23 protein-coding genes and 2 pseudogenes are annotated in these 24,974 nt (G+C 66.0%); 12 read left to right on the top strand and 13 right to left on the bottom strand.

The genetic code is table 11. From position 1 onward, the window contains the following. Nucleotides 1-61: 61 nt before the first annotated feature. From iolB to Q1B08_RS11865, 6 genes are all read left to right on the top strand, one after another. Nucleotides 62-868 (top strand): 5-deoxy-glucuronate isomerase, encoded by an 807-nt coding sequence (gene iolB / locus Q1B08_RS11890; RefSeq protein ID WP_299818804.1) that lies wholly within the window; start codon nt 62-64, stop codon nt 866-868. A 286-nt stretch (nt 869-1,154) separates the two neighbouring features. Beyond that, nucleotides 1,155-2,750, top strand: a complete 1,596-nt coding sequence (locus Q1B08_RS11885) for an ABC transporter substrate-binding protein (protein ID WP_299818801.1) — start codon at nt 1,155-1,157, stop codon at nt 2,748-2,750. Nucleotides 2,751-2,813: 63 nt separating this feature from the next. After that, nucleotides 2,814-3,749 (top strand): ABC transporter permease, encoded by a 936-nt coding sequence (locus Q1B08_RS11880; protein ID WP_299818798.1) that lies wholly within the window; start codon nt 2,814-2,816, stop codon nt 3,747-3,749. After that, complete coding sequence (locus Q1B08_RS11875) at nt 3,746-4,570, top strand: ABC transporter permease (protein WP_299818795.1); 825 nt, start codon at nt 3,746-3,748, stop codon at nt 4,568-4,570. The genes Q1B08_RS11880 and Q1B08_RS11875 overlap by 4 nt, the downstream gene beginning before the upstream one ends. After that, a complete protein-coding gene (locus Q1B08_RS11870; protein ID WP_299818793.1) occupies nt 4,567-5,502 on the top strand; it encodes an ABC transporter ATP-binding protein in 936 nt (311 codons plus the stop codon). Before Q1B08_RS11875 ends, Q1B08_RS11870 begins: the two co-directional genes overlap by 4 nt. Beyond that, on the top strand, nt 5,499-6,470 hold the full coding sequence (locus Q1B08_RS11865; RefSeq protein WP_299818790.1) for an ATP-binding cassette domain-containing protein: 972 nt from the start codon (nt 5,499-5,501) through the stop codon (nt 6,468-6,470). Before Q1B08_RS11870 ends, Q1B08_RS11865 begins: the two co-directional genes overlap by 4 nt. Before the next feature lie 3 nt (nt 6,471-6,473). Here the strand turns inward: Q1B08_RS11865 and Q1B08_RS11860 are convergent, their stop codons facing one another. From Q1B08_RS11860 to Q1B08_RS11830, 7 genes are all read right to left on the bottom strand, one after another. Beyond that, nucleotides 6,474-8,120: an NAD(P)/FAD-dependent oxidoreductase gene (locus Q1B08_RS11860; protein WP_299818787.1), complete on the bottom strand. Its 1,647-nt coding sequence runs from the start codon at nt 8,118-8,120 to the stop codon at nt 6,474-6,476. Nucleotides 8,121-8,143: 23 nt separating this feature from the next. Continuing rightward, the gene (locus Q1B08_RS11855; protein ID WP_299818784.1) at nt 8,144-8,917 is read right to left on the bottom strand and encodes a nitrilase-related carbon-nitrogen hydrolase; all 774 of its coding nucleotides are present in this window, start codon (nt 8,915-8,917) and stop codon (nt 8,144-8,146) included. A 638-nt stretch (nt 8,918-9,555) separates the two neighbouring features. Then, a complete protein-coding gene (locus tag Q1B08_RS11850) occupies nt 9,556-10,368 on the bottom strand; it encodes a phosphatidylinositol-specific phospholipase C/glycerophosphodiester phosphodiesterase family protein (RefSeq protein ID WP_299818781.1) in 813 nt (270 codons plus the stop codon). A gap of 51 nt (nt 10,369-10,419) precedes the next feature. Continuing rightward, entirely contained in the window at nt 10,420-11,250 is an 831-nt protein-coding gene (locus Q1B08_RS11845) for an inositol monophosphatase (protein ID WP_299818778.1), read from the bottom strand. Continuing rightward, the gene (locus Q1B08_RS11840) at nt 11,247-12,302 is read right to left on the bottom strand and encodes an ABC transporter ATP-binding protein (RefSeq protein ID WP_299818775.1); all 1,056 of its coding nucleotides are present in this window, start codon (nt 12,300-12,302) and stop codon (nt 11,247-11,249) included. Before Q1B08_RS11840 ends, Q1B08_RS11845 begins: the two co-directional genes overlap by 4 nt. Next, nucleotides 12,299-14,509 (bottom strand): iron ABC transporter permease, encoded by a 2,211-nt coding sequence (locus tag Q1B08_RS11835; protein WP_299818772.1) that lies wholly within the window; start codon nt 14,507-14,509, stop codon nt 12,299-12,301. The genes Q1B08_RS11840 and Q1B08_RS11835 overlap by 4 nt, the downstream gene beginning before the upstream one ends. 48 nt (nt 14,510-14,557) lie before the next feature. Continuing rightward, the gene (locus tag Q1B08_RS11830; protein ID WP_299818769.1) at nt 14,558-15,577 is read right to left on the bottom strand and encodes an ABC transporter substrate-binding protein; all 1,020 of its coding nucleotides are present in this window, start codon (nt 15,575-15,577) and stop codon (nt 14,558-14,560) included. A gap of 103 nt (nt 15,578-15,680) precedes the next feature. Between Q1B08_RS11830 and Q1B08_RS11825 the strand changes: the two genes are divergently transcribed. The 4 genes from Q1B08_RS11825 to Q1B08_RS11810 all read left to right on the top strand — a co-directional run bounded on the left by Q1B08_RS11825 (nt 15,681) and on the right by Q1B08_RS11810 (nt 19,687). Further along, nucleotides 15,681-16,718, top strand: coding sequence for a LacI family DNA-binding transcriptional regulator (locus tag Q1B08_RS11825; RefSeq protein ID WP_299818766.1), 1,038 nt, complete (start codon nt 15,681-15,683; stop codon nt 16,716-16,718). Nucleotides 16,719-17,422: 704 nt separating this feature from the next. After that, nucleotides 17,423-18,358, top strand: coding sequence for a rhodanese-like domain-containing protein (locus tag Q1B08_RS11820; protein ID WP_299818763.1), 936 nt, complete (start codon nt 17,423-17,425; stop codon nt 18,356-18,358). A 24-nt stretch (nt 18,359-18,382) separates the two neighbouring features. Further along, nucleotides 18,383-19,510, top strand: coding sequence for a YeeE/YedE family protein (locus Q1B08_RS11815; protein WP_299818760.1), 1,128 nt, complete (start codon nt 18,383-18,385; stop codon nt 19,508-19,510). Nucleotides 19,511-19,513: 3 nt separating this feature from the next. Continuing rightward, a complete protein-coding gene (locus Q1B08_RS11810; RefSeq protein WP_299818757.1) occupies nt 19,514-19,687 on the top strand; it encodes a hypothetical protein in 174 nt (57 codons plus the stop codon). Here the strand turns inward: Q1B08_RS11810 and Q1B08_RS11805 are convergent. Together Q1B08_RS11805 and Q1B08_RS11800 are read right to left on the bottom strand one after the other, a co-directional pair. Continuing rightward, the gene (locus Q1B08_RS11805; protein ID WP_299818754.1) at nt 19,684-19,953 is read right to left on the bottom strand and encodes a hypothetical protein; all 270 of its coding nucleotides are present in this window, start codon (nt 19,951-19,953) and stop codon (nt 19,684-19,686) included. The two genes, Q1B08_RS11810 and Q1B08_RS11805, sit on opposite strands and share 4 nt — an antisense overlap. Nucleotides 19,954-20,053: 100 nt before the next feature. Continuing rightward, nucleotides 20,054-20,596, bottom strand: a complete 543-nt coding sequence (locus Q1B08_RS11800) for a DNA-binding domain-containing protein (RefSeq protein ID WP_299818751.1) — start codon at nt 20,594-20,596, stop codon at nt 20,054-20,056. On the opposite strand from Q1B08_RS11800, the pseudogene Q1B08_RS11795 reads away from it, so the two are divergent. Next, nucleotides 20,532-21,657, top strand: a pseudogene (locus Q1B08_RS11795) (DDE-type integrase/transposase/recombinase). The gene Q1B08_RS11800 and the pseudogene Q1B08_RS11795 sit on opposite strands and share 65 nt — an antisense overlap. Nucleotides 21,658-21,912: 255 nt before the next feature. Beyond that, complete coding sequence (locus Q1B08_RS11790) at nt 21,913-22,635, top strand: VPLPA-CTERM sorting domain-containing protein (protein WP_299818748.1); 723 nt, start codon at nt 21,913-21,915, stop codon at nt 22,633-22,635. A 457-nt stretch (nt 22,636-23,092) separates the two neighbouring features. On the opposite strand, the gene Q1B08_RS11785 is transcribed toward Q1B08_RS11790, so the two are convergent. From Q1B08_RS11785 to Q1B08_RS11770, 4 genes and pseudogenes are all read right to left on the bottom strand, one after another. Then, the gene (locus Q1B08_RS11785; RefSeq protein ID WP_299818745.1) at nt 23,093-23,626 is read right to left on the bottom strand and encodes a transposase domain-containing protein; all 534 of its coding nucleotides are present in this window, start codon (nt 23,624-23,626) and stop codon (nt 23,093-23,095) included. Beyond that, nucleotides 23,514-23,954, bottom strand: a pseudogene (locus Q1B08_RS11780) (transposase); the annotation flags it as partial. The gene Q1B08_RS11785 and the pseudogene Q1B08_RS11780, both read right to left, overlap by 113 nt. Before the next feature lie 46 nt (nt 23,955-24,000). Further along, nucleotides 24,001-24,267 carry a transposase gene (locus Q1B08_RS11775; protein WP_299818742.1) on the bottom strand — a complete coding sequence of 89 codons (267 nt, stop codon included), beginning with the start codon at nt 24,265-24,267 and terminating at the stop codon, nt 24,001-24,003. Nucleotides 24,268-24,536: 269 nt separating this feature from the next. Next, the coding region (locus Q1B08_RS11770; RefSeq protein WP_299818739.1) for a transposase at nt 24,537-24,974 on the bottom strand (438 nt) is incomplete at its 5' end.

Here is a 24,974-nt window from a genome sequence, read left to right as displayed (position 1 = left end):
TCGTCGTCCCGCGGGCGTTCCGCCGCGCCGGACGCGCAACCTGAAACCTGACGGAGGCCCCATGCCCCATCTGCTCCACCGCCCTTTCGGCACGCACGGCGAGGTTCACCGCATCACCCCCGAACGCGCCGGCTGGCGCTATGTGGGTTTCGCGCTGCACCGCCTGCGGGCGGGCGACAAGGCGGCCGCCGCGACGAACGGCGAGGAGGCGATCCTCGTGATGGTGGAGGGCCGGGCGCGCATCGCCGGCGGCGGCGAGGATTTCGGCACCGTGGGCACGCGCATGAACGTCTTCGAGCGCACGCCGCCCGAGGCCGTCTACATCCCCCGCGACGCGGAGTGGGCGGCGGTCGCGGAAACCGACTGCACGCTCGCGGTCTGCTCCGCCCCGGCCACGCCCGGCGGCGACTTCCCGGCCCGCCGGCTCGAGACGCCCGCCACGGCCGAGCGCGGGCGCGGCACCAACACCCGCCACGTCAACAACATCGCGATGGAGGACAGCCCCGTCGCCGAGCGCCTCCTGGTGACGGAGGTGTTCACGCCCGCCGGGCACTGGTCGAGCTATCCCAGCCACCGCCACGACGAGGACGACTTCCCCCGGATCACCTATCTGGAGGAGACTTACTACCACCGGCTCGACCCGTCCGACGGCTTCGCGGTGCAGCGGGTCTATACCGACGACCGCCAGCTCGACGAGACCATGGCGGTGCACGACCACGACGTCGTCTGCGTCCCCCGCGGCCACCATCCCTGCGGGGCGCCCTACGGGTTCGACCTCTACTACCTCAACGTCATGGCCGGACCGCGCCGCAACTGGCGCTTCGTTCCTGCGCCGGAGGTCGAATGGATCCTCGCGCGCGACGCCTAGTTCGGGATCACACGCTCAACGTCGCGACGCGGGGAGGGGGATTCCGCGCGGACCGGACCGGTCCCGCCGGAACGTCGTCGGGAGAGTCTGGCCGTCGGGAGGGCGGCGACGGGGACGGTCGCGAACATCGCCCTCGTCTCATGCGACTTGCTTGAGACGGATCCGGGTGACATCCTCGACGATACGTCCTGCGCCGTGACGCTGCTCGGAGGGAGATCATGTGTCGGGCCGGCAACGCGGCATGGCGGACGTCGATAAAAGACCGAACAGGGAGAGACAGACCATAATGCTGAAGGCACTCACACTCACCGCGGCGCTGCTGGCCGGGACGGCCGGCGTGGCGCTCGCGCAGGAGCCGCAATCCGGCGGCACGCTCAACTTCGTGGCGCCCTACGGGTCGAGCTTCGGCACGCTCGACATCCACACCTCGCCCTCGACGCAGGACGAGTTCCCGGCCAAGGCGATCCACCGCAGCCTGTACCAGTGGAATTCCGAGGAGGGGAAGCCGGAATTAGAGCTGGCAACGGACGTGAGCGCGTCCGACGACCGCCTCACCTATACCTACAAGCTGCGCGAGAACGCGGTGTTCCACGACGGCACGCCGTTCACCGCCGATGACGTGATCTATTCCTACGAGCGGATCGCCGATCCCGCGAATGCCTTTCCCGGCGCGCGCTACTTCGCGGACGTGGCCGGTATCGAGGAGTTCAACAGCGGCGCGGCCGAGCATATCTCGGGCCTGAAGAAGATCGACGACCACACGCTCGAGATCACCTATACCGTCGCACCGACCGATCCGGGCTATGCCCTGATGCAGACCAACGCGGCGATCTATCCGTCGGGCGCGGGCGAGGATCCGGACTTTATCCAGAATCCGATCGGCCTCGGGCCCTTCGAGTTCGTGGAGAACGTTCCCGGCTCCCGCGTGGTGGTGGAGAAGTTCGACGAGTTCTACGAGGACGGGCAGCCCTACCTGGACCGCGTCAACATCGTCCTTCTGGGCGACGCCTCGGCGCGCGACGTGGCCTTCCGCAACCAGGAGATCGACGTCTCGGTCCTCGGGCCGACGCAGTATGTCGCCTATCAGGCCGACCCGGAGCTGTCGGAGAACCTGCTTGAGGTGGCGGAGGTCTATACCCGCCATGTCGGCTTCGACAACACCAAGCCGCCCTTCGACAACAAGGAGGTGCGCCAGGCGTTCGGTCACGCCATCGACAACGACCTGATCATCGACAAGCTGGTCAAGAACAAGGCCTACCCCGCGACCGGCTGGCTTCCGATCTCCTCGCCCGCCTACGACCCGGCCGCCGAGCCGACCGCCTACGACCCCGACCTCGCCCGCCAGATGCTGGCCGATGCGGGCTATCCCGACGGCATCGACGTCGCGATCACGGCGACGCAGAACGAAAGCTGGGGCCTGACCATCGTCGAGGCGATCATTCCGATGCTGCGGGACGCGGGCATCCGCGCGACGGCCGTGCCGGTCGAGGCCTCCGTGCTGGCCGAGATCGTGCCGGCCGGCGACTTCGAGGCCTTCATGTGGTCGAACCTTTCGGGGCCCGACGACTACGAGGTCCTGAAGTGCTACTACTCCAAGACGCCGCGGAGCAGCTGCGCCTATCAGCAGTTCAGCGACCCGGAATTCGACAGGCTGTTCGAGGAGGCCGGGGCGGAGACGGATCCCGCGAAGAAGACCGACCTGCTGCGTCAGGCCAACAACATCGTGCAGCAAGGCGCGCCGAGCTGGTTCTTCAACTATAACAAGGCGGTGATGGCCTATCAGCCCTGGGTCCACGGGTTGCAGGCCAACGCGACGGAGCTGGCGATCCAGAATTACGAGGATCTCTGGATCGACGAGACGGCGCCCGATTCGCGCAGATGATCGCCCGCACCATTCACTGTCCGCGGCCCTTCGGGGCCGCGGCGCGGGCGGGGGCGTAGCGGCGTGCTGCGTTTCACCATCCGTCGCCTGCTGCAGGTGATCCCGACCCTGCTCGCCGTGGCGCTGCTGATCTTCGTGATCTTCAGCGTCGTGCCCGGCAGCTTCGCGTCGAGCCTCATGGCGGACGGCCGCACCGCCGCCGACCCCGAGATGCTGGCCCGGCTGAACGAGCAGTTCGGCCTCGACAAGCCGCTCTACCTGCGCTTCGCCGACTACATCACGGGCCTCGCGCGCTTCGACCTCGGCACCTCGTTCCGCACCCGCGAGCCGGTGCTCGACGTCATCAACGCGCGCCTCTGGGCATCGCTGAAGCTCGCCGTCGCGGCGATGGCTTTCGCGATCGTCGTCGGCGTGCCGCTGGGCTTCATCGCGGCCCTGCGGCCGGGCAGCCTCCTCGACAGCGTCACGATGATCGGCGCGGTCTCCGGCCTGTCGCTGCCGCAGTTCTGGCTCGGGCTGTTGCTGATGTACCTTTTCGCGCTGGTGCTGGGCTGGCTGCCGAGCTTCGGTTACGGCGGCGGGAGCTGGCGCTATCTCATCCTGCCCGCCATCACGCTGGGTGTCACGCCGCTGGCGCTGCTCGCGCGGACCACGCGGGCGGGGGTTCTGGAGATCGCCAACGAGGATTTCATTCGCACCGCGCGCTCCAAGGGGATGAGCGAGGCGCGCGTCGTCCGCTGGCATCTCGTGCGCAACGTCATGGTGCTGGTCGTGACCACCATCGGGCTGCAGTTCGGTTCGATGATGGGGCAGGCGGTTGTGATCGAGAAGCTGTTCTCCTGGCCGGGCATCGGCTCGCTGCTGGTCGACTCGGTCTCGATCCGCGACACGCCGGTGGTGCAGGGGACGATCCTCGTCATCGTGGTGTGGTTTCTTCTCATCAACACGCTCGTCGACATTGTCTACGCAGCGATCGACCCGCGGATAAAACAGACATGAGACGGTTCAACCTCAATCTCTGGCTGGGCGGGGGGCTTGTCCTGCTGGTCTGCGTGGGGGCGGTGTTCGCGCCGCTTCTGACGTCGTTCGACCCGGTCTTCGACGCGAACCTCATGTATGCCGAGGAGCCGCCGGACGCGCAGTTCTGGTTCGGCACCGACGAACAGGGACGCGACGTCTATACCCGCGTCCTCTACGGCGCGCGGATCTCGCTGACGGTCGGCATCGTCAGCCAGATCATCAATTCCGTGATCGGGCTCAGCCTCGGGATCTCGGCGGCCTATTGGGGCGGCTGGTGGGACGATCTGGTGAACGGGCTCACCAACACGATGCTGGCGGTCCCGTCGTTGATCTTCGCGCTGGCGATCATGGCGATCCTGGGGCCGGGTCTGCCCAGCCTGCTGATCGCGCTCGGGCTGACGAACTGGTCCTGGACCTGCCGGATCGCGCGGTCCTCCACGCTGTCGCTCAAGGGGCAGGGCTACGTTCTGGCGGCCCGCACGCTCGGTTACGGCGACATCCGCATCATGGCGACGCAGCTCCTGCCCAACATGGTCGGGCCGATCCTCGTGATCTCGACGCTGGGCATCGGCGCGGCGGTGCTGGCGGAGGCGGCGCTGTCGTTCCTGGGCCTCGGCATCCGGCCGCCGTTCCCGTCCTGGGGGTCGATGCTGACCGGCGCACGCGAACTCATCGTGATCGCGCCCTGGGCGGCCGTGTTTCCGGGGCTCGCGATCTTCGTGACCGTGCTCGGGTTCAATCTGCTGGGCGACGGGTTGCGGGACCTGCTCGACCCGCACATGCGGAGCCGGACGGCATGAGCGACGCACCGCTTCTGGACCTGCGCAACCTGCATGTGGGAATCCCCGGCCGGGGCGCGCCGTTGGATATCGTCAGGGATGTGGGTTTCACGATCCTTCCGGGCGAGGCCTTCGGTCTGGTCGGCGAGAGCGGTTCGGGCAAGAGCCTGACCGCGCTGTCGCTGATCCGGCTTCTCAAGAAGCCGCTGGCGGTGTCGGGGGGCGAGATCCTTTTCAAGGGCGAGGACCTTCGCAATCTGTCGGACAAGGCGATGCGACGGCTGCGCGGCGACCGGATCGCGATGATCTTCCAGGAGCCGATGACGGCGCTCAACCCGCTCAAGACCGTGGGGCGCCAGATCGCCGAGATGTTCGTGCTGCATCGCGGGATGGGCTGGGGGGAGGCGCAGAAGCGGGCCGTCGACGCATTGGCCTCCGTCCACGTGCCCGCCCCCGAGGAGCGCGTGCGGGCCTATCCGTTCCAGATGTCGGGCGGCATGCGCCAGCGGGTGATGATCGCCATCGCGCTCGCCTGCGATCCGGACCTGCTCATCGCGGACGAGCCGACGACGGCGCTCGACGTGACGGTGCAGGACGAGGTCCTCAAGCTGATCGCGGAGCTTTGCTCGGCGCGGGGCACGGCGGTGCTGCTGATCTCCCACGACCTCGGCGTCATCGCCAACATGTGCCAGCGCGTCGGCGTGATGTATCAGGGCCGGCTGGTGGAGGAGCGCGACACCTACGACCTCTTCGCCGATCCCCGCCATCCCTACACGCAGGGTCTTCTGGGTGCGTTGCCGCGCCTCGGCTCGCGGCACGGCGAGGCCGGGCGTCAGCGGCTCGTGGATATCGACGGGATGATCGCCGACAGGGAGAGCCTGAGCCGGGAGTTCTGCTCCGAGGCGCGAAACCCGGTGCGCGATCCGCGGCAGCGGGCGGGGGGCGGGGCATGAGGGACGGACCGCCCGCGCCGCTTCTGGAGATCCGCGATCTGCACGTGCATTTCCCGGTCGGCAACACCTTGCTCGCGCGCAACAAGCGGGTGCTGCGTGCGGTGAGCGGCGTGGACCTTACGCTGGGGGAGGGCGAATGTCTTTCCATCGTGGGCGAGTCCGGCTGCGGCAAGTCGACGACCGCGCTCGCGGTCATGGGACTGCAGGAGCCGACCTCGGGCGACATCCTGTTCGAGGGGCGCTCCCTCACCGGCGCGGCCGGGCCCAGCCGGATGGAGCGCGCGCGCATCGCGCAGATGGTGTTCCAGGATCCCTATGCGTCGCTCAACCCGCGGCAGACCGTGCATCGCTCGCTCGCCGCCCCCCTGCGCCTGCACGGAACGCGAACCAGAAGCGAGATCGACGACCGGGTGGCGGACATTCTCTTGAAGGTCGGCCTGCTGCCCGAGCACGGCGCGCGGTTCCCGCACGAATTCTCCGGCGGCCAGCGACAACGGATCGGCATCGCCCGCGCGCTGATCCTCGATCCGCGGATCCTGATGCTGGACGAACCCGTCTCGGCGCTCGACGTCTCGGTGCGCGCGCAGATCATCAACCTGCTGCTCGATCTGCAGGAGGACCTTTCGCTCTCCTTCGTGATGATCTCCCACGACCTCGGGGTGGTGGAGCACATGAGCGACCGCGTGGCGGTGATGTATTTCGGTCAGATCGTGGAGCTGGGGCCCTGGGACGCGATCTTCGCCAATCCGACGCATCCCTATACCCGCAAGCTGATCGCCACGATCCCCGATCCCGACACGATCCTGCATCCGGATCGCGACCGTGCGGCGGGGGCCGCCCCGCCGCCGCCTGCGGGCCATCGCTTTCACCCCGAGGATGTCGGCCGCCCGGACGTCTATGCCGTGCCCGCGCCGTCGGAGCTGCTGGAAGTGTCGCCGGGACATTTCGTTCGTTGCGCCCCGGCCTGACGCTCATTCGGGCAGGACGACCGGGCCCCAGTCCGGATAACGATCGCAGGGCGAGGGGTTCTCCGGATGGAAGCGCCCGCCCAGATGCGCGATCACCCCCGCCACCGCGTTCAGCGAGGTCTGCACCGCCCCCTCGACCCAGGCCGGTGTCCAGCTCACGCCATCGCCCGCGAGAAAGATCCCGCGCTCGTGGGGGGGCAGCATCTCCTGCATGAAATGGCCGAACATGCGGTGGTTGTAGCGGTAGTGCCCGGGAAGCGCGCCCTTGAACGCGCCGAGGAAGTTCGGCTCGTTCTCCCAGGAGATCGTGACCGGCTCGCCAACGATATGGCCGCGGATGTCCACGCCCGGATAGATCTGTCCGAGCGCGCCGAGCGCCAGCTCCACCCGCCGGTCGACCGGCAGGGGCAGCACCTTGAGGGCGTCGGTCATCCACGAATAGGTCAGGCAGATCACGGACGGCCGGTCCGGCCCGTTGTCGAACAGGTAGGTGCCCCGCGTCATCCGGTCGGTCAGAGTCATGGACATCGTATCGTGCCCGGTCGCCGGGTTGCGGTCGGTCCAGAACGGCCGGTCGACCATCACGAAGGTCTTGGCCGACTGCATGTACCGGGTGCGATCCAGCGCCATCCAGAGCGCGTGTGGAAACAGCCGCTCCTCGGTGTCGATTGCGGTCGACAGCAGATGGCTCTGGCAGGTGACGATGACCGCGTCGAAGGGCTCGGCCCGCCCCCAGCGATCGGTCACCTCGATCCCCCCCGCCTCGTCGCGCCGCAGCCGGGCGACGCCCGCCCGCGGCGCGCCGCCGTTGAGCGCGGCCAGCGTCGTGCCGCGCGGCCAGTGCACCAACACCTCCGGCGCGTGCCGCCAAAGCCCATGCGGCATCTGCGCCACGCCGCCCGCGATCAGCCGCTGGTTCTCGTCGCATTCGGTGGCGTTGACGCGCAGGATTTCGAGCATCGAGTTCGGGAAGTCGGAATCCCAGCCGCCGGTGCCGAAGCCGACCTGACCGAACACCTCGCGGTGGCGGAAGCTGAGCGCCTGGAACGCGTCCGAGGAGGCCACGAAGTCGTAGAAGGTGCGCTCATCCCAGGTCTTCACGATAGGGTCCCAGATCTCCTTGATCCGCGCGGGATCGCGCGCCGCAATGGCAGCCTTCAGCGCGGCGAAGTCCGCCCCCCGCTCCAGCGCCGCGTCGTAGGCGTCGGCCACCGCGCGGTAGAGATCCGGCAGGTCGTCGAGCGTGGTGGCGTAATGGGTCTGGCCCAGCAGGTCGATCACCGTCGACCGCGCCGCCGGGGTCAGCGGGTTGGGGAAAGGCGCGCTATCGAGGCCGAGCAGGTCGACATAGTGCCAGAACGCGCGCGAAGAGACTGGGAAGCGCATGCCGCCCAGCTCCGCCACCACGTCCTTGGTGCCCTCGAAGCGATGCGAGCGCAGGCGGCCGCCGAAGGCGCCCGCCTCGAACACGACGGGCCGCAGCCCCAGCTTCATCAGCTCGTATCCGGCGACGATTCCCGCGGCGCCCGATCCGATGATGGCGACGCGCTTGCCATGCGCCGTGTCGGGCAGGGCGCCGAGGCCCGCCGGATGTGCGATCCAGTCATCGTAGGCGAACGGGAAGTCGGGACCGAATAGCGATATCGTCATGGGCGCGGGCGTTCCTCGGACGGTCAGGTGTAGAGATCGGAACGGCGGTCGGCACGGTGGTGCAGGCCGATGCGGATCCGATCCAGATCCTTTCTGGACAACGTCGCTTCTAGGATCCCGGCGGTTTCGCCGCCACCCCTTGCCAGATCCTCGCCATCCGGTCCGCAGATGCAGGAAAGGCCGCCGTATTCGACGCCGCCCTCCGTGCCGACATAGTTCGCATAGGCGACGTAGACGGCGTTTTCCTCCGCCCGGGCGGGGACCAGCCGGGTCGCGACGCTGTCGAACGGTCGCATGTTGGCCGTCGGTGCGAGTATGGCGTCCGCGCCGCGCAAGGCCAGCGAGCGCGCGAGTTCGGGAAACTCGATGTCGTAGCAGATGGCGAGCGCGACCCGCCAGCCTGCGAGGTCGAAGACCGGCGAAAGTGCATTGCCCGCCGTGAAGCGACCCCCGTCGGTCGGGCCGTAGAGGTGGGTCTTGACGTAGCGGGCAAGCTCCCGTCCGGTGCGATCGACCGCGATCGCGGCATTCCGGGGCAACGGCTCCCCCGGCAGGGCGAGGCCGCAGACGATCGCGATGTCGTGGCGGATGGCGATCCGGGCCATCTCGGCAATCAGCGTCTCGGCTTGGGCGGCATTGGAGCGGATCGTTTCGAGGTCGATCGCGTAGCCGCCGAGGACCATCTCCGGTGCCAGCAGGACATCGGCCCCGCGCGCCGTCCGAGCCGCCCGGTCAAGCCCCCGGCAGGCCGCGTCGAGACCGTCGTGCGGGAGTGTCTGCCAGATCGCGACCTTCACGACGCGGTCTCGGCCGTGCGAGCCGCCGGGCAGCGCGCGGATCGTATCGGTGGATGGGACGGTAAGCTGGTCATGGAAGGCTCCAGGGTGGCGGTTCGGCGATGCCTGCAAAACCATATCGTTCGTCCGGGGCCTTTGCACGGGACTGATGGTGCGACCGCCTCCCGACGACATCCGGTGTGCCGCGATGGATCATCGACGATCCACCGCTGGGGCCTTTGATGGTCATGCCAGGCTGTCCGGACAAAACGGAGGGCAGTCACGGATCGCTTGGGTGATGTCCGATCGAAAAAACATGAATCGCCCTATGCGGATTGCCGCTGCATGTAGGTCTACCCGGGTATGCGAGATCGATCCCTGGCTGGAGGTGCCCGATCGGGTCGAGCAGGCGGCGGGGGTCGAACCGGTCGATCTGTTCCGGAGGCAAGGATTTCGACTCCCTCCAGGTTGCGCCCACGGGTCCCGCGGACGGATGATCTCGGTCTTGAACGGCCCGATCACGGCTTCGGCCCGTGCATTGCCTCCGGCCTCGAAGGAGGAGTCCGGCGGGGCCCGGCCGATCCGACGCGCAACCATGCGTCCCCCGTCGCTCCAACAGGTGACGGCCGGCTCGGGCGTATGGGCCGGCCGTCGGCTTCCTACTTCGATTGCAGGAAGTCCTGCAGACCGCCCAGATCGTCCGTGTTGATCCGGTCAACACCCGCATCGTCCAGCACGGTCCAGATCGCTTCGCGTGCCGGACCGGCCTCGTCCGGCGTTGCCCAGAACCGGACCTGCCAGCCCTTGTCATGCGCCGTCGTCACGATGTCGTCGAGCCTGGCGCGCTGGTCGCCGGGCATTTCACCCTCGCCCATCCAGTCGAAATGCTTCGTCCAGTTGTCGCTCAGGAGCGGCATGAACGATGCCGGAATATCCGACTCGAGGTCGTCCATTCGCCCGTCGTAGCCGGCATGGCGAACGTCCTGCGCCTCCATCATCTCGCGGGGGCGGTTGCCCGAGATGACGGCCGTCACGGCGCCGGGCTCCATCTCGCCGTCGCGATAGGTCGTCAGCATATCGTCGTAATCCTCGAGAACGGCCGACAGGGCTTCGTAGGTCTCGGCCCCGTCCGACTTGATATCGATCAGCAGCATGACCGGACGGTCCGTACCCGCGGCATAGACCTGCCCACCGTTCTCCTCGATGCGCGCTTGCAACGGGTCGAGATAGAGCTTCTGCAACGTCCGGCCCGCCTCGATCTCGTCTTCGTCGTGCGCGACGAGCAACTCGCCGTCCACGAGCCAGATGTCGGCCTCGAAGCCGGTGAAGCCGTACGACAAAGCGTCAAGCAGCGGACGCTCGTGCTCGTAATCGTTATGGGCATGCGCCTTCGCCAGAGGCGTCACATCCTCCGCAGCCAACGCGACGTTCGCAGCCAGCGCCGCCGCACATATCGTCATGATCTTCAGCATGTCTGTCTCCCGGGTTTCGTTCGATGCGTGGGACGCGTCATTCGAGGGGCGTCACCTGTGGTCTTCGCGGTCCCCCCAGACCGCGTCGTCAGAGAGCCGCGAAAGGGTCAGGATTTGATCGTAACAGTGCCGCGACGCGCCGAGTACGGGGGCCGGACGCAGCATCGCCTCGCCTTGCGGAAAGCTCAGGACGCGGCCCCCCGCGGCCTCGATCAGGCAATAGGCCGCCATGCAGTCCCAGGCGCTCATGCGCGGCTCGACATAGCCGACCAAACGGCCCGCGGCGACCCAGGCAAGCATCAAGGCGCCGGACCCGTAGCGCGTCCAGTTCGCCCCCGCGGCCATCAATGCGGCCAGCATCTCCCCCACCCGGGCATGCGGCACGCGGTCATTCGCGCCGATCCCCAGAAGCCCGGTCGTAAGGTCGAAGCGGTCGGTGACGTGGATGACATCGCCGTTGAGCGTGGCCTCCCCGCCCCTTGCGGCAACGAAGGTCTCACCCAGGACCGGGGCGTGGATCACGCCGATCACCGGGCCGGCGTTGTCGCAAGCGCCGATGCAAACGCACCAGCCCGGCAGGCCGGCGAGGAACGGCGCGGTGCCGTCGATCGGGTCGATCACCCAGGTCAGGCCGGAGGTGCCCGGCGTCAACCCATGCTCCTCGCCCAGCTGCGCGTCGTCGGGAAACGCTTCGGACAGCGCCGCGCGGATCACGTTTTCGACCTCCCGATCGGCTTCGCTCACCATGTCCTGCAGCGTGCGCTTGGCTTCGATGCGCAGCGTCCCGCGCCGATCGAAGTAGTCCTTTGCGAGGTCTCCTGCCTGCCGGGCCACCGCCTCCGCGAGCGCAAGCCGTGACCTGATGTCGAGATCCGCGCTCATGCGATCAACGCCAGACCGCGGGGCCGGAACTCGAGGGAGACGGGGTCGCCGCGTGAAAGTGTCCGGTCGTCCTCGGGGGCGATCACGAACAGGCGCACGTTTTCGGTCTCGACCTCGTATTCCATGTGATCCCCCAGATACGCCGCCGACAGCACACGCCCCGAGAGAGCGCCCGGTCCGGGCAGGAGCCGGATCGCGTTCGCACGCACGGCGAGTTTCGCCGGTCCGGGCGTGGCGCCACGGGCAACCATTTCCTGCCGCAGATTGCCGACGGCGATCCGTGCGGAGCCGTTCGCGACCGCCTCGACGACGCAGTCGATAACGTTGGCCTCGCCGATGAAGTCGGCGATGAACTCCGACGCCGGGGTTTCGTAAAGCTCGCGCGGCGTGCCCTGCTGCGCAATCCGTCCCCCCTGCATCACGACGATCCGATCCGAGACGGCGAGCGCTTCCTCCTGATCGTGCGTGACATAGACTGCGGTAAAGCCGAGCCGCTGTTGCAGGTCGCGGATCTCGGTCCGCACCCTGCGGCGCAGCCGTGCATCGAGGTTCGACAACGGCTCGTCCAGCAGGAGAACCTGCGGCTCGAGCACCAGCGCCCGTGCCACGGCGACCCGCTGTTGCTGCCCCCCCGAAAGCTCGGACGGCAACCGGTCGGCCATGCCGGCGAGGCCCACCAGATCGAGCCCCTTCTCCGCCATCGACATGGCTTGCCGAGGCTTCGTGCCGCCGGATTCCAGACCGTAGGCCACGTTCTGCGCCACACTCATGTGCGGGAACAGGGCGTAGGACTGGAAGACCATCGACACGTCGCGCCGATTTGCCGGCAGTCGCGTCACGTCCTGTCCGCCGATATGGATTTCGCCGCTGCTGGGACTTTCCAGTCCAGCCAGCATCCGCAGCGTCGTCGTCTTGCCGCAGCCGGAGGGTCCGAGAAGCGTGACCAGCTCGCCCGGTTCGATCTCGAGGTCGAGATCGTGAATGGCGGTGAAACTACCGAAGTCCTTGCGGACACGATGGAACGACACCGCGCCGCGTTTGTGGCCGTTCATGCCGGCACCTCCTCTGTCCGTCTTGCCGCGGCCTTTCGCGCATTCCCGGGACCGCGGCGAAGCCGACGCTCGCCCACGAGAAGCTGAAAGACCCCGATGACGGAAATCATCACGACAATGAGGACCGTCGAATAGGCGATGGCGACGCCATATTCGCCGTTCTCCACCAGGCCGACGATATAGGCCGTGGCCATGTTGTACTTCGCGCTGACCAGGAAGATCACCGCCGAGATCGAGGTGATGGCCCTGACGAAGGAATAGACCAGCGCGGCCAGGATCGCGGGACGCAGCAGCGGCAGGATCACCTTCCGTAGCGTTCGCGGGCTGGAAGCGCCCAGCGTCATGGACGCCTCGTCCAACGACTTGTCGAGCTGCGCCATCGCCGCGACCCCACCCCGCACCCCGACCGGCATGTTCCGAAACACGAAGCAGAAGATCAGGATAAGCGCCGTTCCCGTCATTTGCAGCGGGGGCAGATTGAACGCCGAAATGTAGCTGATCCCGATCACCGTTCCCGGGATGGCGAAGCTCAGCATCAGCGCGAATTCGAATGCCGTCCGGCCCGGAAACCGTTGGCGGACGATCAGCCAGGCAGTGAGCAATCCGACCGCGGCTGTCAGCGGCGCCGCGATCAGCGCAATCTTCATGGTCGTCCAGAAGCTGTTCCATGCCACGCCGGTCCAGGCGATGCCGTCGGTAACGGAGATCGAGAACGCCCGTTCGAAATGCGCGAGCGTGAGCGAATGGTCGAGGCCCCAGACCCTGACGAAGCCGCCGAACATGATCATGCCGTAAACGGAGATCGTGAAGACCGACCAGCCGGCGACCACGGCGATCACCGGGACGGCGACCCGCCTGGGAAGATGCGCATGCCGCCCCCCGTCGCCCTTGCCGGACAGGGTCGCGAAACTGCGTCGGCCGAGCCAGAGACGCTGCGCGAGAAATGCCGAAAGGGTGAAGCAGAGCAGGATCATGGCGAGCACAGCAGCACGAGCGGGATCGTGCTGCGCGCCCACAACGGCGAAGAAGATCTCGGTCGACAGCACCCCGCCCGAACCGCCGAGCACCAACGGATTGCCGAAATCGGCCATCGACTCGATGAAGCCGATCAGGAACGCGTTGGCGAGCCCCGGCGCCATCAGCGGCAGCGACACTTTCCGGAACGTGCGCCAACGCCCGGCCCGCATCGTCTGGCTCGCCTCCTCCATCGAGGGACTCACGCCTTCGACCACGCCGATCAGGACAAGGAAGGCGATCGGCGTGAAGCTGAGCATCTGTGCGATCCAGATGCCCGTGAGCCCGTAAAGCCATCGCCCGAGCTGCCAGCCGGTCACATCCTCGATCAGCTCGGTCATGAAGCCCGCGCGTCCGAACATCAGGATGAGCGACAAGCCGATGACGAAGGGCGGCGTAATGATCGGCAGGACCGTCAGGAGCCGCAGACCCTTCTTGAACGGCATTCCCGTCCGCGTCGCGACAAGCGCGAAGGCCAGGCCGAGCGCGGTGGTTCCCGTTGCCGTGCAGACCGCGAGAAGGAGCGTCCGCCACGCGACGCCGCAACCGCCCGACCCGGTCACGCAACGGAGGCTCCAGACCTGCGGATCGCCGATGTTGTTCCGCACGCCCTCGGTGGTGAACGCGCCACGGAAGTCCTGGAAGGCCCCTGTGAACATCGAAACGAGCGGGTAAAGGACGAAGACCGTGACAAGGAAGACCAGGAGCGTGATCGCGCCGATGACGAAAGCGTCGCCCTTGAGCGCGCCGCGTTCGGCCAATCCGAAAGCGATCATCCCCGCAAAACAGAGGCCGAGTCCGACCGCGCCGGCGCCGAAAGCCGGCTGGCCGTTCACGTCGCCGAACATGGCCTCCAGAAGCGACCAGTTCCAGCCGCGCAGGCCGATCGAGAGGCCTTCGACGATCATCCAGGCCAGACCGAGGGCGCCGATCGTCAGAAGCAGCGTGCCGCGCGGGCGTCCAGCCGGACACAGGAGCCTGAGCGCCACGGCTGCACCCGCAAGGATCGGCAGGGGCCAGAGCCAGAAACGTGAAAGCTGCGCGATCCCGGGCCAGAGATCCGGGTCGCTCCTCCAGTCCGCGACCCAGCCAAGCCCGAAGAATCCTCCGCGAATATGGTACCACGGCAGCAGGACGAAACAGACCAGCGCAGCCAGAAGAAGGACGTCGAGCCGCCGGTTGTCACGTTGCATGGAGGATCCTTTTAGGACGTGGCCGACGGATCCCCGTCGGCCACCCGCTCAGTTGCCGACGCCGCCGACTTCGCTGTCCCAGCGGGACAGGAGTTCGGACCGGCGCTCGGTTCCGCCGTATTCGGCGAAGTCGTAGTCGATCAGCTTGATTTCGCTCAGGTCCGGCGCCGCCTCGGGGGCTTCGGCATTCTTGTTCGACGGGATCTGGAACGATCCGGCCTCAGGCAGGATCGACTGGACCTCGGCGGTCAATACCCAATCGTAGAAGGTCTTGGCCTCCTCCTCGTTCTGCGCACCGGCGATCAGTGACATCGAGCCGATTTCGTACCCCGTTCCCTCGCAGGGCGCGACGACCTCGATCGGGAAGCCTTCCTCGGCCTGCGCGACGGCATCGTGCATGAACACGATTCCAAGGCCCGACTCGCCACGCGCCGCGGCTTTGACCGGCGCGGAGCCAGATTTCGTGTACTGGCTTACATTCGCGTCGAGTTCCTTCAGGTACTCGAAAGCCTCGTCCTCGCCCATGAGCTGCACCAGGGTCGCGAGCGCCGTATAGGCAGTCCCGGAGGAGTTCGGATCCGCGATCTGGATCTCGCCCGCAAGCGCCGGGTCAAGCAGATCGTCCCAGCATCGGGGCGGCTCGACCCCCTTTTCCGACAGGATCTCCGTATTGTATCCCCATCCGAGGGCGCCCGAATACACGCCGACAGTCCGGTGCCCCGACGTCTCCGCTTGCTGGACGGCCCAAGGCTGCAATTCCTCGAGCATCGGGGATTGGTATTCCTCCGTCAGGTCATCCGAGGCAGCCTGTAGATGCGGGTCGCCCGTGCCGCCCCACCACAGGTCCGTTTGTGGGTTACGGGCTTCCGCGCGAAGTTTCGCATAGGCTTCTCCCGATGACAGCCGCACCATGTTGACGTCGATATCGTGCGAACCCTCGAACTCCGATACCAGACGTTCGCAGACGGCCTGATCCGCGGAACATATGAAATTGAGGTTCTGCGCGGATGCCGCCCCCGCAACGACCGATGCCCCCCCGGCAACCAGAATCGCTATCGTCTTGTTCATGACTTCCTCCCTTTGCACAGCTGTGCAAAAGCACACCCTGTGGTAAGGCGTCTGTCAAGGAAAAGCATGCGCGGTACACGGCGCGAGGTATCGAACCATATCCATGAAGCAGAACCCCGGCCCTCGCCCGTCCCGTCGCAGTGTCAGCGCCAAGCATGTCGCGGAGGCAGCGGGCGTCTCCCGCACCGCCGTTTCGCGGACCTTCACGCCGGGTGCGAGCGTCTCGCCGGCAACCCGCGCCAAGGTCCTCGCCGCCGCGGAGTCTCTCGGCTACCACGTGAACCACCTTGCACGGGGCCTGACCCGGTCCGAGTCGGGCATCGTCGCTCTGATTGTCGCTGAGCTGGATACGCCGTTCCGGGCTCGTCTTCTTGCCGCCCTGACCGACCGGCTTCAGGCCGCCGGCAAGGTCGCGATGCTCATCAATACCGACCGATCCGACGAGAGCGTCGAGGGGGCGTTGCGACAGGCGATGTCCTACCGCACGGATGCAGCCATCGTCCTGTCAGGGCGTCCTGACGCGAGCCTTGGAACGCTCTGCGCGCGCAACGGTCTTCGTCTGATCCTGATAAATCGCGACGAGGAGTTTCCCCATGCGCTGCATGTCAGGCTCGACGATGTCGCATGCGGTCAGCGCGCCTTCAGGATCCTGCGCGAAAGCGGGTGCGTCAAGTCGGCTCTCGCCACCTCCCTCTCCGCGACGACAAGCCTGCGCCTTCGGGCGAAGGGGTTCGTCGACGCCGCTCGCGCGGCGTCCGTTCCGGTCGTCGAGCAGGCGATTGGCGAAACATCCTATGCGACCGGTCGCGAACTTGGGATTGCGCTTTTCTCTGCCGAACATCCGCCCGATGGAGTGTTCTGTACAACCGATCTCATGGCCTGCGGCCTTGTCGACGTTGCGCGCGGCCAGTTCGGCCTTCGGATTCCCGAGGACCTGTCCGTCATCGGATTCGACGATATTCAGCAGGCCAGTTGGGAGAATTACCGATTGACGACCTTTTCCCAACCTATCGACCGAATGTGCGAGGCTTGCGTCTCGTGGCTGGATGAGACTGCCGTCGGTGGCGACGCCATCAGCCTCGAGGCGAGTCTGGTCCTGCGTGATACGGTCGGACTTCACCCTGCAAACGAGGTTACCTAGGTCGTCATGAAACGTTCCGGGTTTGCCGGACGCAATTCGGTTCGAGTCCTACGTCGTCACGGGCGGTGTCTCCGGCGCGGCGTATTCGTTGCAGTCCCCCGACTCGCAAATCACCCTACGTCGCGCCCTTCGTCACAACCGAAAGAACGTGCTCCAGCGCGGCGGCTCCGACGAGGCAAATACGGCACGATGGGACGATGTGACGATGTGACGGTGGCACTTCCACGAACCTGCCAAGCTGAACCAAGCGGGTAGGGGGAGCCGATAGCCTAGGGAGGAGTGGGGACGCGCTATCTCGCACTGGAGGCGCTATGTCCCGATCACCATCTGGGCCTCGATAAGGCTGCAGAGGATCTTGCCAGTACCGGCACACCGCACAAAGGATGACATCGCGCGGGAACCGATGCCCCATAAACGGATTGCGGCGGATGGCATGCTCCTTTTACCCCGGAGCCGGTATCCGTACCCGGCGGTCAGCGTCGCAACAGTTCCCCGGGAAAAGGAAGTAAAACCAGCGACCGGAGGTTCGGCGAGAAATACGACGCGACACGCCGTCTTCTGGAGAACGGGTGTTTCATCGGACGCCCGCGTTTCCCTGTCCGCGTTCCTGACGCTGGATACCCGGCGGCTTGTTCCAGTCGGGTTCGCGGACCACATGGCATGCAATACCGAATGACCGGAACCGAATGATCGGAGACGTCCGCATGCTCACGCTGCCACAAACTGCGCTTATCGGCGCGTTCGCCCTTGCCGCCTCTGCCGCGTCGGCGGCCGATTTGGCGCCGCTTGTCGCGCCCGCCGATCTCGAGGCCGCCCTCGACGAGGTCCGGGTCATCGACATCCGCAGCGCCGAAAACGACGGTTTTGGCAGAGGCCACGTTCCCGGCGCCGCATCGGCGCCCTACCAGCTGTTTCGCGGTCCCGCTGAGAATCCCGGTGCGATCGTTGCTCCCGACGCGTTGGAGCAGACCTATCGCGAGCTTGGTCTTGAAACCGCCGACCATGTCGTCATCACCTACCAGGGCAGCGACGTGACCGATTTCGGCGCCGCCGCCCGCGTATACTGGACCCTGAAGTCCTCGGGCTTCGAGGATCTCTCGATCCTGAACGGCGGCGTCAACGCCTGGATCGAAGCGGGCTACGAACTTTCCAACGCATCGACCGAGGTCGAAGCATCTGACATCGAAGTCACCTGGAACGACCGGTGGACGGCGACGGTCGATGACGTGCAGCAGGCGATCGGGGGGGAAGACGAGGCCCTGTTGCTTGACGCACGCTCCGAGAGCTTTTGGGAGGGCAGGCAATCCCATCCGGCGGCTGCAAAGCCCGGCACCCTGCCGCAGTCGCAGTATTTCGAGCATGCCGGCTGGTTCTCGGATGGACCGGCCATCGTCGATGCCGACGCTGCGCGCGACATCGCGATCGAACAGGACTTCACCGACGCCGAGGCGATCATCTCGTTCTGCAACACCGGACATTGGGCGGCGACCAACTGGTTTGCGCTGTCCGAGCTTGCCGGGATCGAGAACGTGAAGCTTTACCCCGAGTCCATGGTCGGCTGGTCGAATGCCGGCTATGAGATGGCCAACGTTCCCGGTCCGCTGCGCGTGATGTGGAACAAGATCACCTCGGCCTTCTAAGGAACACCCCGAAGGGGAGAGACCATGTCCAATATCGAAGCCGCGTTGCCCACGTCCACCGATGGCGCATCGACCCTGACCCGCGCCGCCCTCATCGGGGCGGCGCTGGCGGTCGCGTTGGCCGTCGCGGCGCTCGCCGGCGCGCGCTACGGCGCGCTGATCCTGATCGGGCTGGGCTTCGGGATGACGCTCGAAGGGTTCCGCTTCGGATTTGCCGGTCCGTGGCGCCGGATGATCGTGGATCGCAATCCGGACGGGCTTCTGGGCCACCTCCTGTCCATCGGCCTGGTCGCGCTCGTCGCGTTCCCGCTCCTGGCCAGTCACGGCGAAGAGCTTGTCGGCGCGCATGCCCCGGTCGGCTTCGCCATGATCGGCGGCGCCTTCGTCTTCGGGCTGGCCATGCAGCTTGTTTTGGGCTGCGGGTCGGGCACGCTGGTCAACTCCGGCAGCGGCAATCCGATCGGGCTGATCTCTCTGCCGTTCTTCGCGATTGGCTCGTTCCTCGGCGCATTCAACCTGATCTGGTGGACGGATCTCGGGGCGCTTCCGGTCATCGCGCTCGACGGGACCGGGGGGCTTCTCGTGACGTTGGCGGGATTGGCCGCGGTGGCCGTGCTGGTGCTGAGGCTCGCACCGGCCGAGCATCGCCGCATCCAGCGCCGCTACGTCGTCGCCTCGGTCGTGATCGCCGCGCTGGCCATCCTGAACCTGATCGTGGCCGGACAGCCTTGGGGCGTGGTCTATGGCCTGGGCCTCTGGGTCGCCAAGGGCGCGACCAGTCTCGGGTTCCCGACCGAGGCGTCGGCCTTCTGGAGCCTGCCCGCCAACCAGGACCGCATTGCCGAGAGCCTGCTGACCGACGTAACCTCGCTGACCAATCTCGGAATCATTGGTGGCGCGTTCCTTGTGACGGCATGGCGCGGAGGCTTCGGACAGAAGCTGCCGAGCTACCCGACGAAGGCGTGGATTTCGGCCATCGTGGCGGGGCTGGCGCTCGGCTATTCCTCGCGGATCGCGTTCGGCTGCAACGTCGGCGCGTTCTTTTCGGGTATCTCGACCGGGTCGTTGCATGGCTGGGTATGGTTCGCTGCGGCCTTTGCGGGATCGGTCATCGGTGTGAAGCTACGCCCGAGACTCGGACTGGGAGGCTGACCGATGACCCGCAAACTCACCGCCTCCATCGTCGCGCTGCTGGTCGTGGGGCTTCTGGCCTTCGACCTCGCGGCCTCGGAACCGCTCGATCCTTACGCGCAGCCGGCGTTCCTCGCGCTCGGATCGGGGGCGGTGGCGGCGGGCGCCCATTGCGCCTCCCTGCCGACTGCAAATTAGCGGGCGACCCGCCGGTCGTGTCCCCACAGGTCGACGCGTACCCGGCGGCCGGTCTCCAGCGGCACATGCAGAACATCCTCGGCCCCGATACTGATCGGCCGGAAGGTCGATCGCGGCGAAGGCACAATCCCATCGACCAGCAGCAGGATCGCCAGTCGCTGCTGATCGCTTCCCGGCAGGATCGGATCGTCGGCGCGCCGTCGACCGAGATACTCGCCGTCACGGCGAAAATCACGTCCTTGGGCCGATGGACTGCGATGCAGCACACGACATCCTTGTCTGTTCCTATCCAACCGGGAGGCGAATTCGGCGATGGTTCTGGTGTTCGGCGGTCTCGCCCCGGTCACCCCACCGATGTGAGCGACGCTACGCGCCGTGCTGTATATGCCGTTGGCAGTTCTGCCCCGGCGTGAGGGCCTCTGCGTCGGCGGCATGGTAGGCGCAACCGCGCATCCACAAAAGCCATGCCGCGCCCGCGAGATAGGGAAGCCCGCTGGCAGATGCGAACCCGGCAATGTGTTCCGGGCAGGTTACGCCATATTTTGCGAGGATCGGGAATGTCGGTGAACTCACGCGGACGAACTCGTGCGCGGCTGCCACGAAGAATGTCGTGCCGACCAGACGGCGCACGACGGGGAAACGGTCTCTGAGCACTTTGGTCCGGGAATGATGCGCCTCGTTGCGATACATCGAGAAGCGTTGGGCCACGTCGCCGACGGCGGTTACGTCGTTGTCCCATTCGATCAGCGTCTGCAGCGGAGAGCCGGCTCGAGAAATCTGAACATGGGCTATGAGTGGATGATCCGCGCGACATCGGCATGATGCGGATGAGCGATGCGAGACCATGACGAGACGACCGCGCCGGAACCGCAGTTCGGCTCTCAAGGCGAAGGTGGCGCTTGCAGCCATCAAGGGAGAGCGAACTCTGGCTGAGCTGGCCGAACGGTTCGATGTCATCCCAACCAGATCACGCAATGGCGCTCGCAGCTGCTCGAGGGGGCCTCAGGGGTGTTCGGGATCGCGCCTGCCGCCGAAGGCACTCCGGTTGTCGAAGTGAAGACGTTGCATGCGAAGATCGGCGAGCTGACGCTGGAGAACGATGCTCCGCAGGGCTTACGCGGCCCTGCTGGAACCACGGTCCCTGCTCCGATGTCCGTCGCGCTCGGGAGGGCAGGTCTCCTGCCGAGCTTAAAGCGATGATCGACCGGAACCATAGGCTCAGTCTCGTGCGACAGGCCTGCTGAACGACGAGGGCCACGAGGTCGGCCGGTGCCACGTGACGACGCTCCCTTTCGTGACATTGCTGCGCAATGCACTGCCGGGCAGTGGATGAAGCGGATGGAGGTCGCGGCGATCTACCGCCGTCCGAGGACGTCGAAACCGGCGCCGGGGCACAAGTCCTTTCCCTATCTGCTGAGGGGCCTTGGCCGTGACCCGGCCCAACCGAGTCTGGGCGATCACTGCCCGTAAGGTGATCTCATGCAATCACCGCAAGGGGACATCACCTACATCCCCATGGCCCCGGGGCTTCGTCTATCTTGCCGCCGTCGTCGACTGGTTCAGCCGCAAGGTCCTGAGTTGGCGGCTGTCGATCACGCTATCCGCCGACTGTCTCGCATCGAGACCTTGGAGAAGGCGCTCTGACGCCAGGCCAGGCCGGAAATCTTCAACACCGACCAAGGCTCGTAGTTCACCAGCGTCGACTTCACGCAGGGTCTGAAGGATGCCAAGGTCGCCATCAGCATGGACGGCAAAGGCGCCCGGCGCGACAACGTCTTCGTCGAGCGGCTCTGGCGGACAATCAAATACGAGGATGTCTATCTGCGGGCCTATGCCAGCATCTCCGAAGCCCGAGCGTCGGCCGCTATCCCGGCTTCTACAACAGCATACGGCCCCATTCGTTGCTCGGCAGGCTGACGCCTGACAGCGCCTATCTCAGCCAGCCATCGCCAATCCCGGCGGCGGCATAACCACCGCGGAGATCCACTTAGCGAAGCCCGGAAGCTGTTCAGACAAACCAAGCCACCTCTGGCTGCGCAGGCTATGTGCCAGACCTACGATCTGATGCTTTATTCTTATGGATTCAGAAGCCTAACATCACAATTCAACCGTCGAACAGGATCAGGCTACAGGTTCTCTCGCAGCCAGAAAAGATTACGGGTGACAAGGTATCACATCGGCGATAGGTTAACGGGAAGTAATTTCGCTTCTTGAGGAGAGCAAATATGAACACGAAGTATATCGGCCTTACCGCCGCTGCTGCGCTGTTGATGTCGACTGCAGGCGCGTTCGCTGCGACCGTCACGATCGACCAGTTCGACACTGATCAGGTCGTCAGCGACGTCCCGAGCGCGGACAGCGTCAACACATCGACCGTCGCGGCACCCGACGCCATCGGTGGATTCCGCACGATGACGGCGGACAATTCGACGAGCAATCGTCCGACCGATGCCACGACCTTCGACTCGTTCGACGGCATCCTGACCTTCTCGAATACCCGGAACTCGACCGGCTCCGGCACGCTGACCTATGACGCGAACGGCGAAGGCCTGATGACGAGCCTGCTGATCGGGACCGACCCGTTCTTCAGCTTTGAAGGCGCGTCCTTCGACAACAACAGCAATGTGAACATCACGGCAAACCTGACCGACAGCGCAGGGTCCGTGGTTACCTATATGGAGAACGTCGCAAGCGGATCGTTCAGCCCGAACCTGTTCCTCACGCAGTTCAGCACCGATGAGGATTATGACGATTTCGACTTCAGCAACGTCTATGCGCTGCAATTCGTCGTCGATACGACCGGGCTGCAGGACAACATCGACGGTCAGATCGACGCGATCACGTTGAACGCCGGCGATACGCCGAACGTCATCCCGCTGCCGGCAACCAGCCTGCTGCTGCTTGGAGGAATGGGCGGCCTCGCCGCTCTGCGTCGCAAGAAGGCCTGATCGTCAGGTTTACGGCTCGACCGCCAGGTTGGTCGAACCAGAACACCGTGGCCGCAAGCAACCGCTTGCGGCCCTTTTCATGCGCTCGAGCGAATTCTCTGGGCGTTCTATCACGGACGTCTTGCGCCCTCCGTGCGTGGCAAATCGAGGGTCGGCCTGACGGCCCAAAGCGGCTTGCGTTCAATCGGGTATGTATCCCGCGACGCCGAAGACGTTCCGATAGGTTCCTTCAGGGCAATGTCCGGCGCCGCACGAACGATCCCGGCCGGGATCGCCATGTGCGGTGCGGGCTTGCCCGCGGTTCCCGGTGCGCGACCCCGTCGCTTCGCAGCGATCGCCTCCCGGTCACGGCGATCGGACGCCGGTCGGATCGCCTAGCGCACGCCGCCCGCGCCGCCGCCCGACACGAATGACCCGCGGCGATGTAGCCGGATCGTAACGGTCCGGCCTGACCGCGCTACTTCGGCCTGTTCCACGGCAAAAGATCATCGACGCGGGTGATCTTGTAACCCGGGATGCGGGCGAGGGTATCGGCAAGCCATCCCTGCGGGTCCACACCATTCAGCTTGGCGGTCTCGATCAGGGTGTAGGCGATGGCGGCGGCGCGGCCGCCGGTCTGCGAGCCGACGAAGAGGTAGTTCTCCCAACCGACGGCCACCGATCGCATGGCGCGTTCGGCTGTGTTGTTGTCGAGTTCCAGGAAGTCGTGGTCGAGATAGGGTCTGAGCCGCGTCATGCGGGTCAGGGCGTAGCGGCTGGCCACAGCCAGCGGCGACTTGCCGGAGATGCTGGGCAGTTGCACGTGCAGCCAAGGCCTCGAGATCGTCGAAGACCGGCCTCGCCTTCGCCTGCCGGACCTCGACGCGCCGGTCCGGTGGCGGACCCCGCGTCTCCTTCCCGACCGCGTAGGGCTGTGCGATGCGCCGGATGGCCTTGTCGGCGATCGCCGACCCCTGGGCCCTGGGGACGTCGACGAACTTGCGCCGGACATGCATTGCCCGACAGGCGATTTGCATCGCAAATCTGCCGTGAGGGGCCATGCAGGCGAGCTCGCGGATGTCGCCCGAGCGGTAGAGGTCATCGAACCTCGCATAGCCGTCCGCGTGCATCCGGCCCCGATAGCTTGCGAGATGATCCTTCGGATGCTCGCCCCGCCGGTCGGGTGAGAACCGATGCCAGTTGGCAGGCGGTGCGGCACCGCTTCAAAGCCTCTCGTCCCGACCATAGGCCCAGAGACGCGCTGTCGCCGTCTTGCCGATGCCGGGCGCCAGCATCCGGACAGGGGTGTCGTCGGCGAAGATCGCCTGTCCGGCCAGCACATGCCGCCCGATGGCGTCCACTGCCCGGCAGTTGATTGCAAAGCAATCAATGAGAGGGGGCGAGCGGTTCCAGCAGCGCCGTCGACTTGCCGACCCAGTCCGCCAGCGTCGAACGGTCGAGGTCGAGCCCCTCGCGCTCGAAGATCCGGCTCTGCCGGTAGCGTGGCAGATGGTCGGCACGTTCGTTGACGAGGACATGCGCCAGCAGACCGGGCCCGGGACGGCCACGCTCGATCGGGCGGGATGGCAGAGGGGCTTGGGTGAAGGCCTCGCAGCCGGAACAGGCCATGCGCGGCCGTACGATCCGGTTCACGACGACGAGACCTTGTCCGCCATTGGTCCAAGGACAATGGTCGAGTGCCCGGCACGTATTCCAGCTCTTCGGTCACATCCTCGCCCAGGCGTCGCAACGCATCGCCGCACTTGACACAGTCGTCGCCCACGGTGGTGAGTTCGATCTTCTGGCGGGGGATGTGATCGGGGATCGGCTGCCGACGCTTTGGCTTGTCCTTCTCTTCGTCGGGAGGGAGTGTCAGGAGTTCTGTGTATCCGGCGGCCGGTCCGGTTACGTGGCGGCCGCTCTCAGCCCCTGACGGGGGAGAAGCGGTCCTTGAACAGTATGGCGAACTGGTTGACCGCTGTCAGCCATCCTCTGACCGTCCGCGACGTGTTCTCGTGGGCGCGGATCGCGAGGTAGATCAGCTTCTCGGCCGATTGCTCGGAGGGGAACGAGCCCCGGGTCTTGATCGCCTTTCGGATCACACGGTTCAGGCTTTCCACGGCGTTCGTGGTGTAGATCACGCGCCTGATCTCGGGGCTGAACGCGAAGAACGGGATCACCTCCTCCCAGGCCCGCCGCCAGGCCTGAGCGATGGACGGGTACTGACCGCCCCATTGGGCGTCGAAAGCTTCCAGGGCTTCGCGGGCGGCATCGGCGTCCGGGGAGAGTGTCCGATCTTCTGTGTATGAGGTTGCCGGTCCATTCTGACCCCAAGGGGAGATGGACGATGACGAAGAAGA

The organism is uncultured Jannaschia sp. (assembly GCF_947494025.1).
In the GTDB taxonomy this organism is placed as follows: domain Bacteria; phylum Pseudomonadota; class Alphaproteobacteria; order Rhodobacterales; family Rhodobacteraceae; genus Jannaschia.
The sequence above is the reverse complement of the archived record's forward strand: the minus strand, read 5'-3'. Positions and strand labels throughout refer to the sequence as shown.

Bases quoted from the DNA above. Each gene is read 5' to 3' on its own strand.
- Q1B08_RS11815 (WP_299818760.1), top strand. From the start codon at position 18,383: ATGTCCAATATCGAAGCCGCGTTGCCCACGTCCACCGATGGCGCATCG.
- Q1B08_RS11800 (WP_299818751.1), bottom strand. From the start codon at position 20,596: ATGGCTGCAAGCGCCACCTTCGCCTTGAGAGCCGAACTGCGGTTCCGG.
- Q1B08_RS11870 (WP_299818793.1), top strand. From the start codon at position 4,567: ATGAGCGACGCACCGCTTCTGGACCTGCGCAACCTGCATGTGGGAATC.
- Q1B08_RS11820 (WP_299818763.1), top strand. From the start codon at position 17,423: ATGCTCACGCTGCCACAAACTGCGCTTATCGGCGCGTTCGCCCTTGCC.
- Q1B08_RS11785 (WP_299818745.1), bottom strand. From the start codon at position 23,626: ATGTCCGGCGCAAGTTCGTCGACGTCCCCAGGGCCCAGGGGTCGGCGA.
- Q1B08_RS11790 (WP_299818748.1), top strand. From the start codon at position 21,913: ATGAACACGAAGTATATCGGCCTTACCGCCGCTGCTGCGCTGTTGATG.
- Q1B08_RS11825 (WP_299818766.1), top strand. From the start codon at position 15,681: ATGAAGCAGAACCCCGGCCCTCGCCCGTCCCGTCGCAGTGTCAGCGCC.
- Q1B08_RS11810 (WP_299818757.1), top strand. From the start codon at position 19,514: ATGACCCGCAAACTCACCGCCTCCATCGTCGCGCTGCTGGTCGTGGGG.
- Q1B08_RS11830 (WP_299818769.1), bottom strand. From the start codon at position 15,577: ATGAACAAGACGATAGCGATTCTGGTTGCCGGGGGGGCATCGGTCGTT.
- iolB (WP_299818804.1), top strand. From the start codon at position 62: ATGCCCCATCTGCTCCACCGCCCTTTCGGCACGCACGGCGAGGTTCAC.
- Q1B08_RS11850 (WP_299818781.1), bottom strand. From the start codon at position 10,368: ATGCTGAAGATCATGACGATATGTGCGGCGGCGCTGGCTGCGAACGTC.
- Q1B08_RS11860 (WP_299818787.1), bottom strand. From the start codon at position 8,120: ATGACGATATCGCTATTCGGTCCCGACTTCCCGTTCGCCTACGATGAC.
- Q1B08_RS11840 (WP_299818775.1), bottom strand. From the start codon at position 12,302: ATGAACGGCCACAAACGCGGCGCGGTGTCGTTCCATCGTGTCCGCAAG.
- Q1B08_RS11845 (WP_299818778.1), bottom strand. From the start codon at position 11,250: ATGAGCGCGGATCTCGACATCAGGTCACGGCTTGCGCTCGCGGAGGCG.
- Q1B08_RS11875 (WP_299818795.1), top strand. From the start codon at position 3,746: ATGAGACGGTTCAACCTCAATCTCTGGCTGGGCGGGGGGCTTGTCCTG.
- Q1B08_RS11865 (WP_299818790.1), top strand. From the start codon at position 5,499: ATGAGGGACGGACCGCCCGCGCCGCTTCTGGAGATCCGCGATCTGCAC.
- Q1B08_RS11885 (WP_299818801.1), top strand. From the start codon at position 1,155: ATGCTGAAGGCACTCACACTCACCGCGGCGCTGCTGGCCGGGACGGCC.
- Q1B08_RS11835 (WP_299818772.1), bottom strand. From the start codon at position 14,509: ATGCAACGTGACAACCGGCGGCTCGACGTCCTTCTTCTGGCTGCGCTG.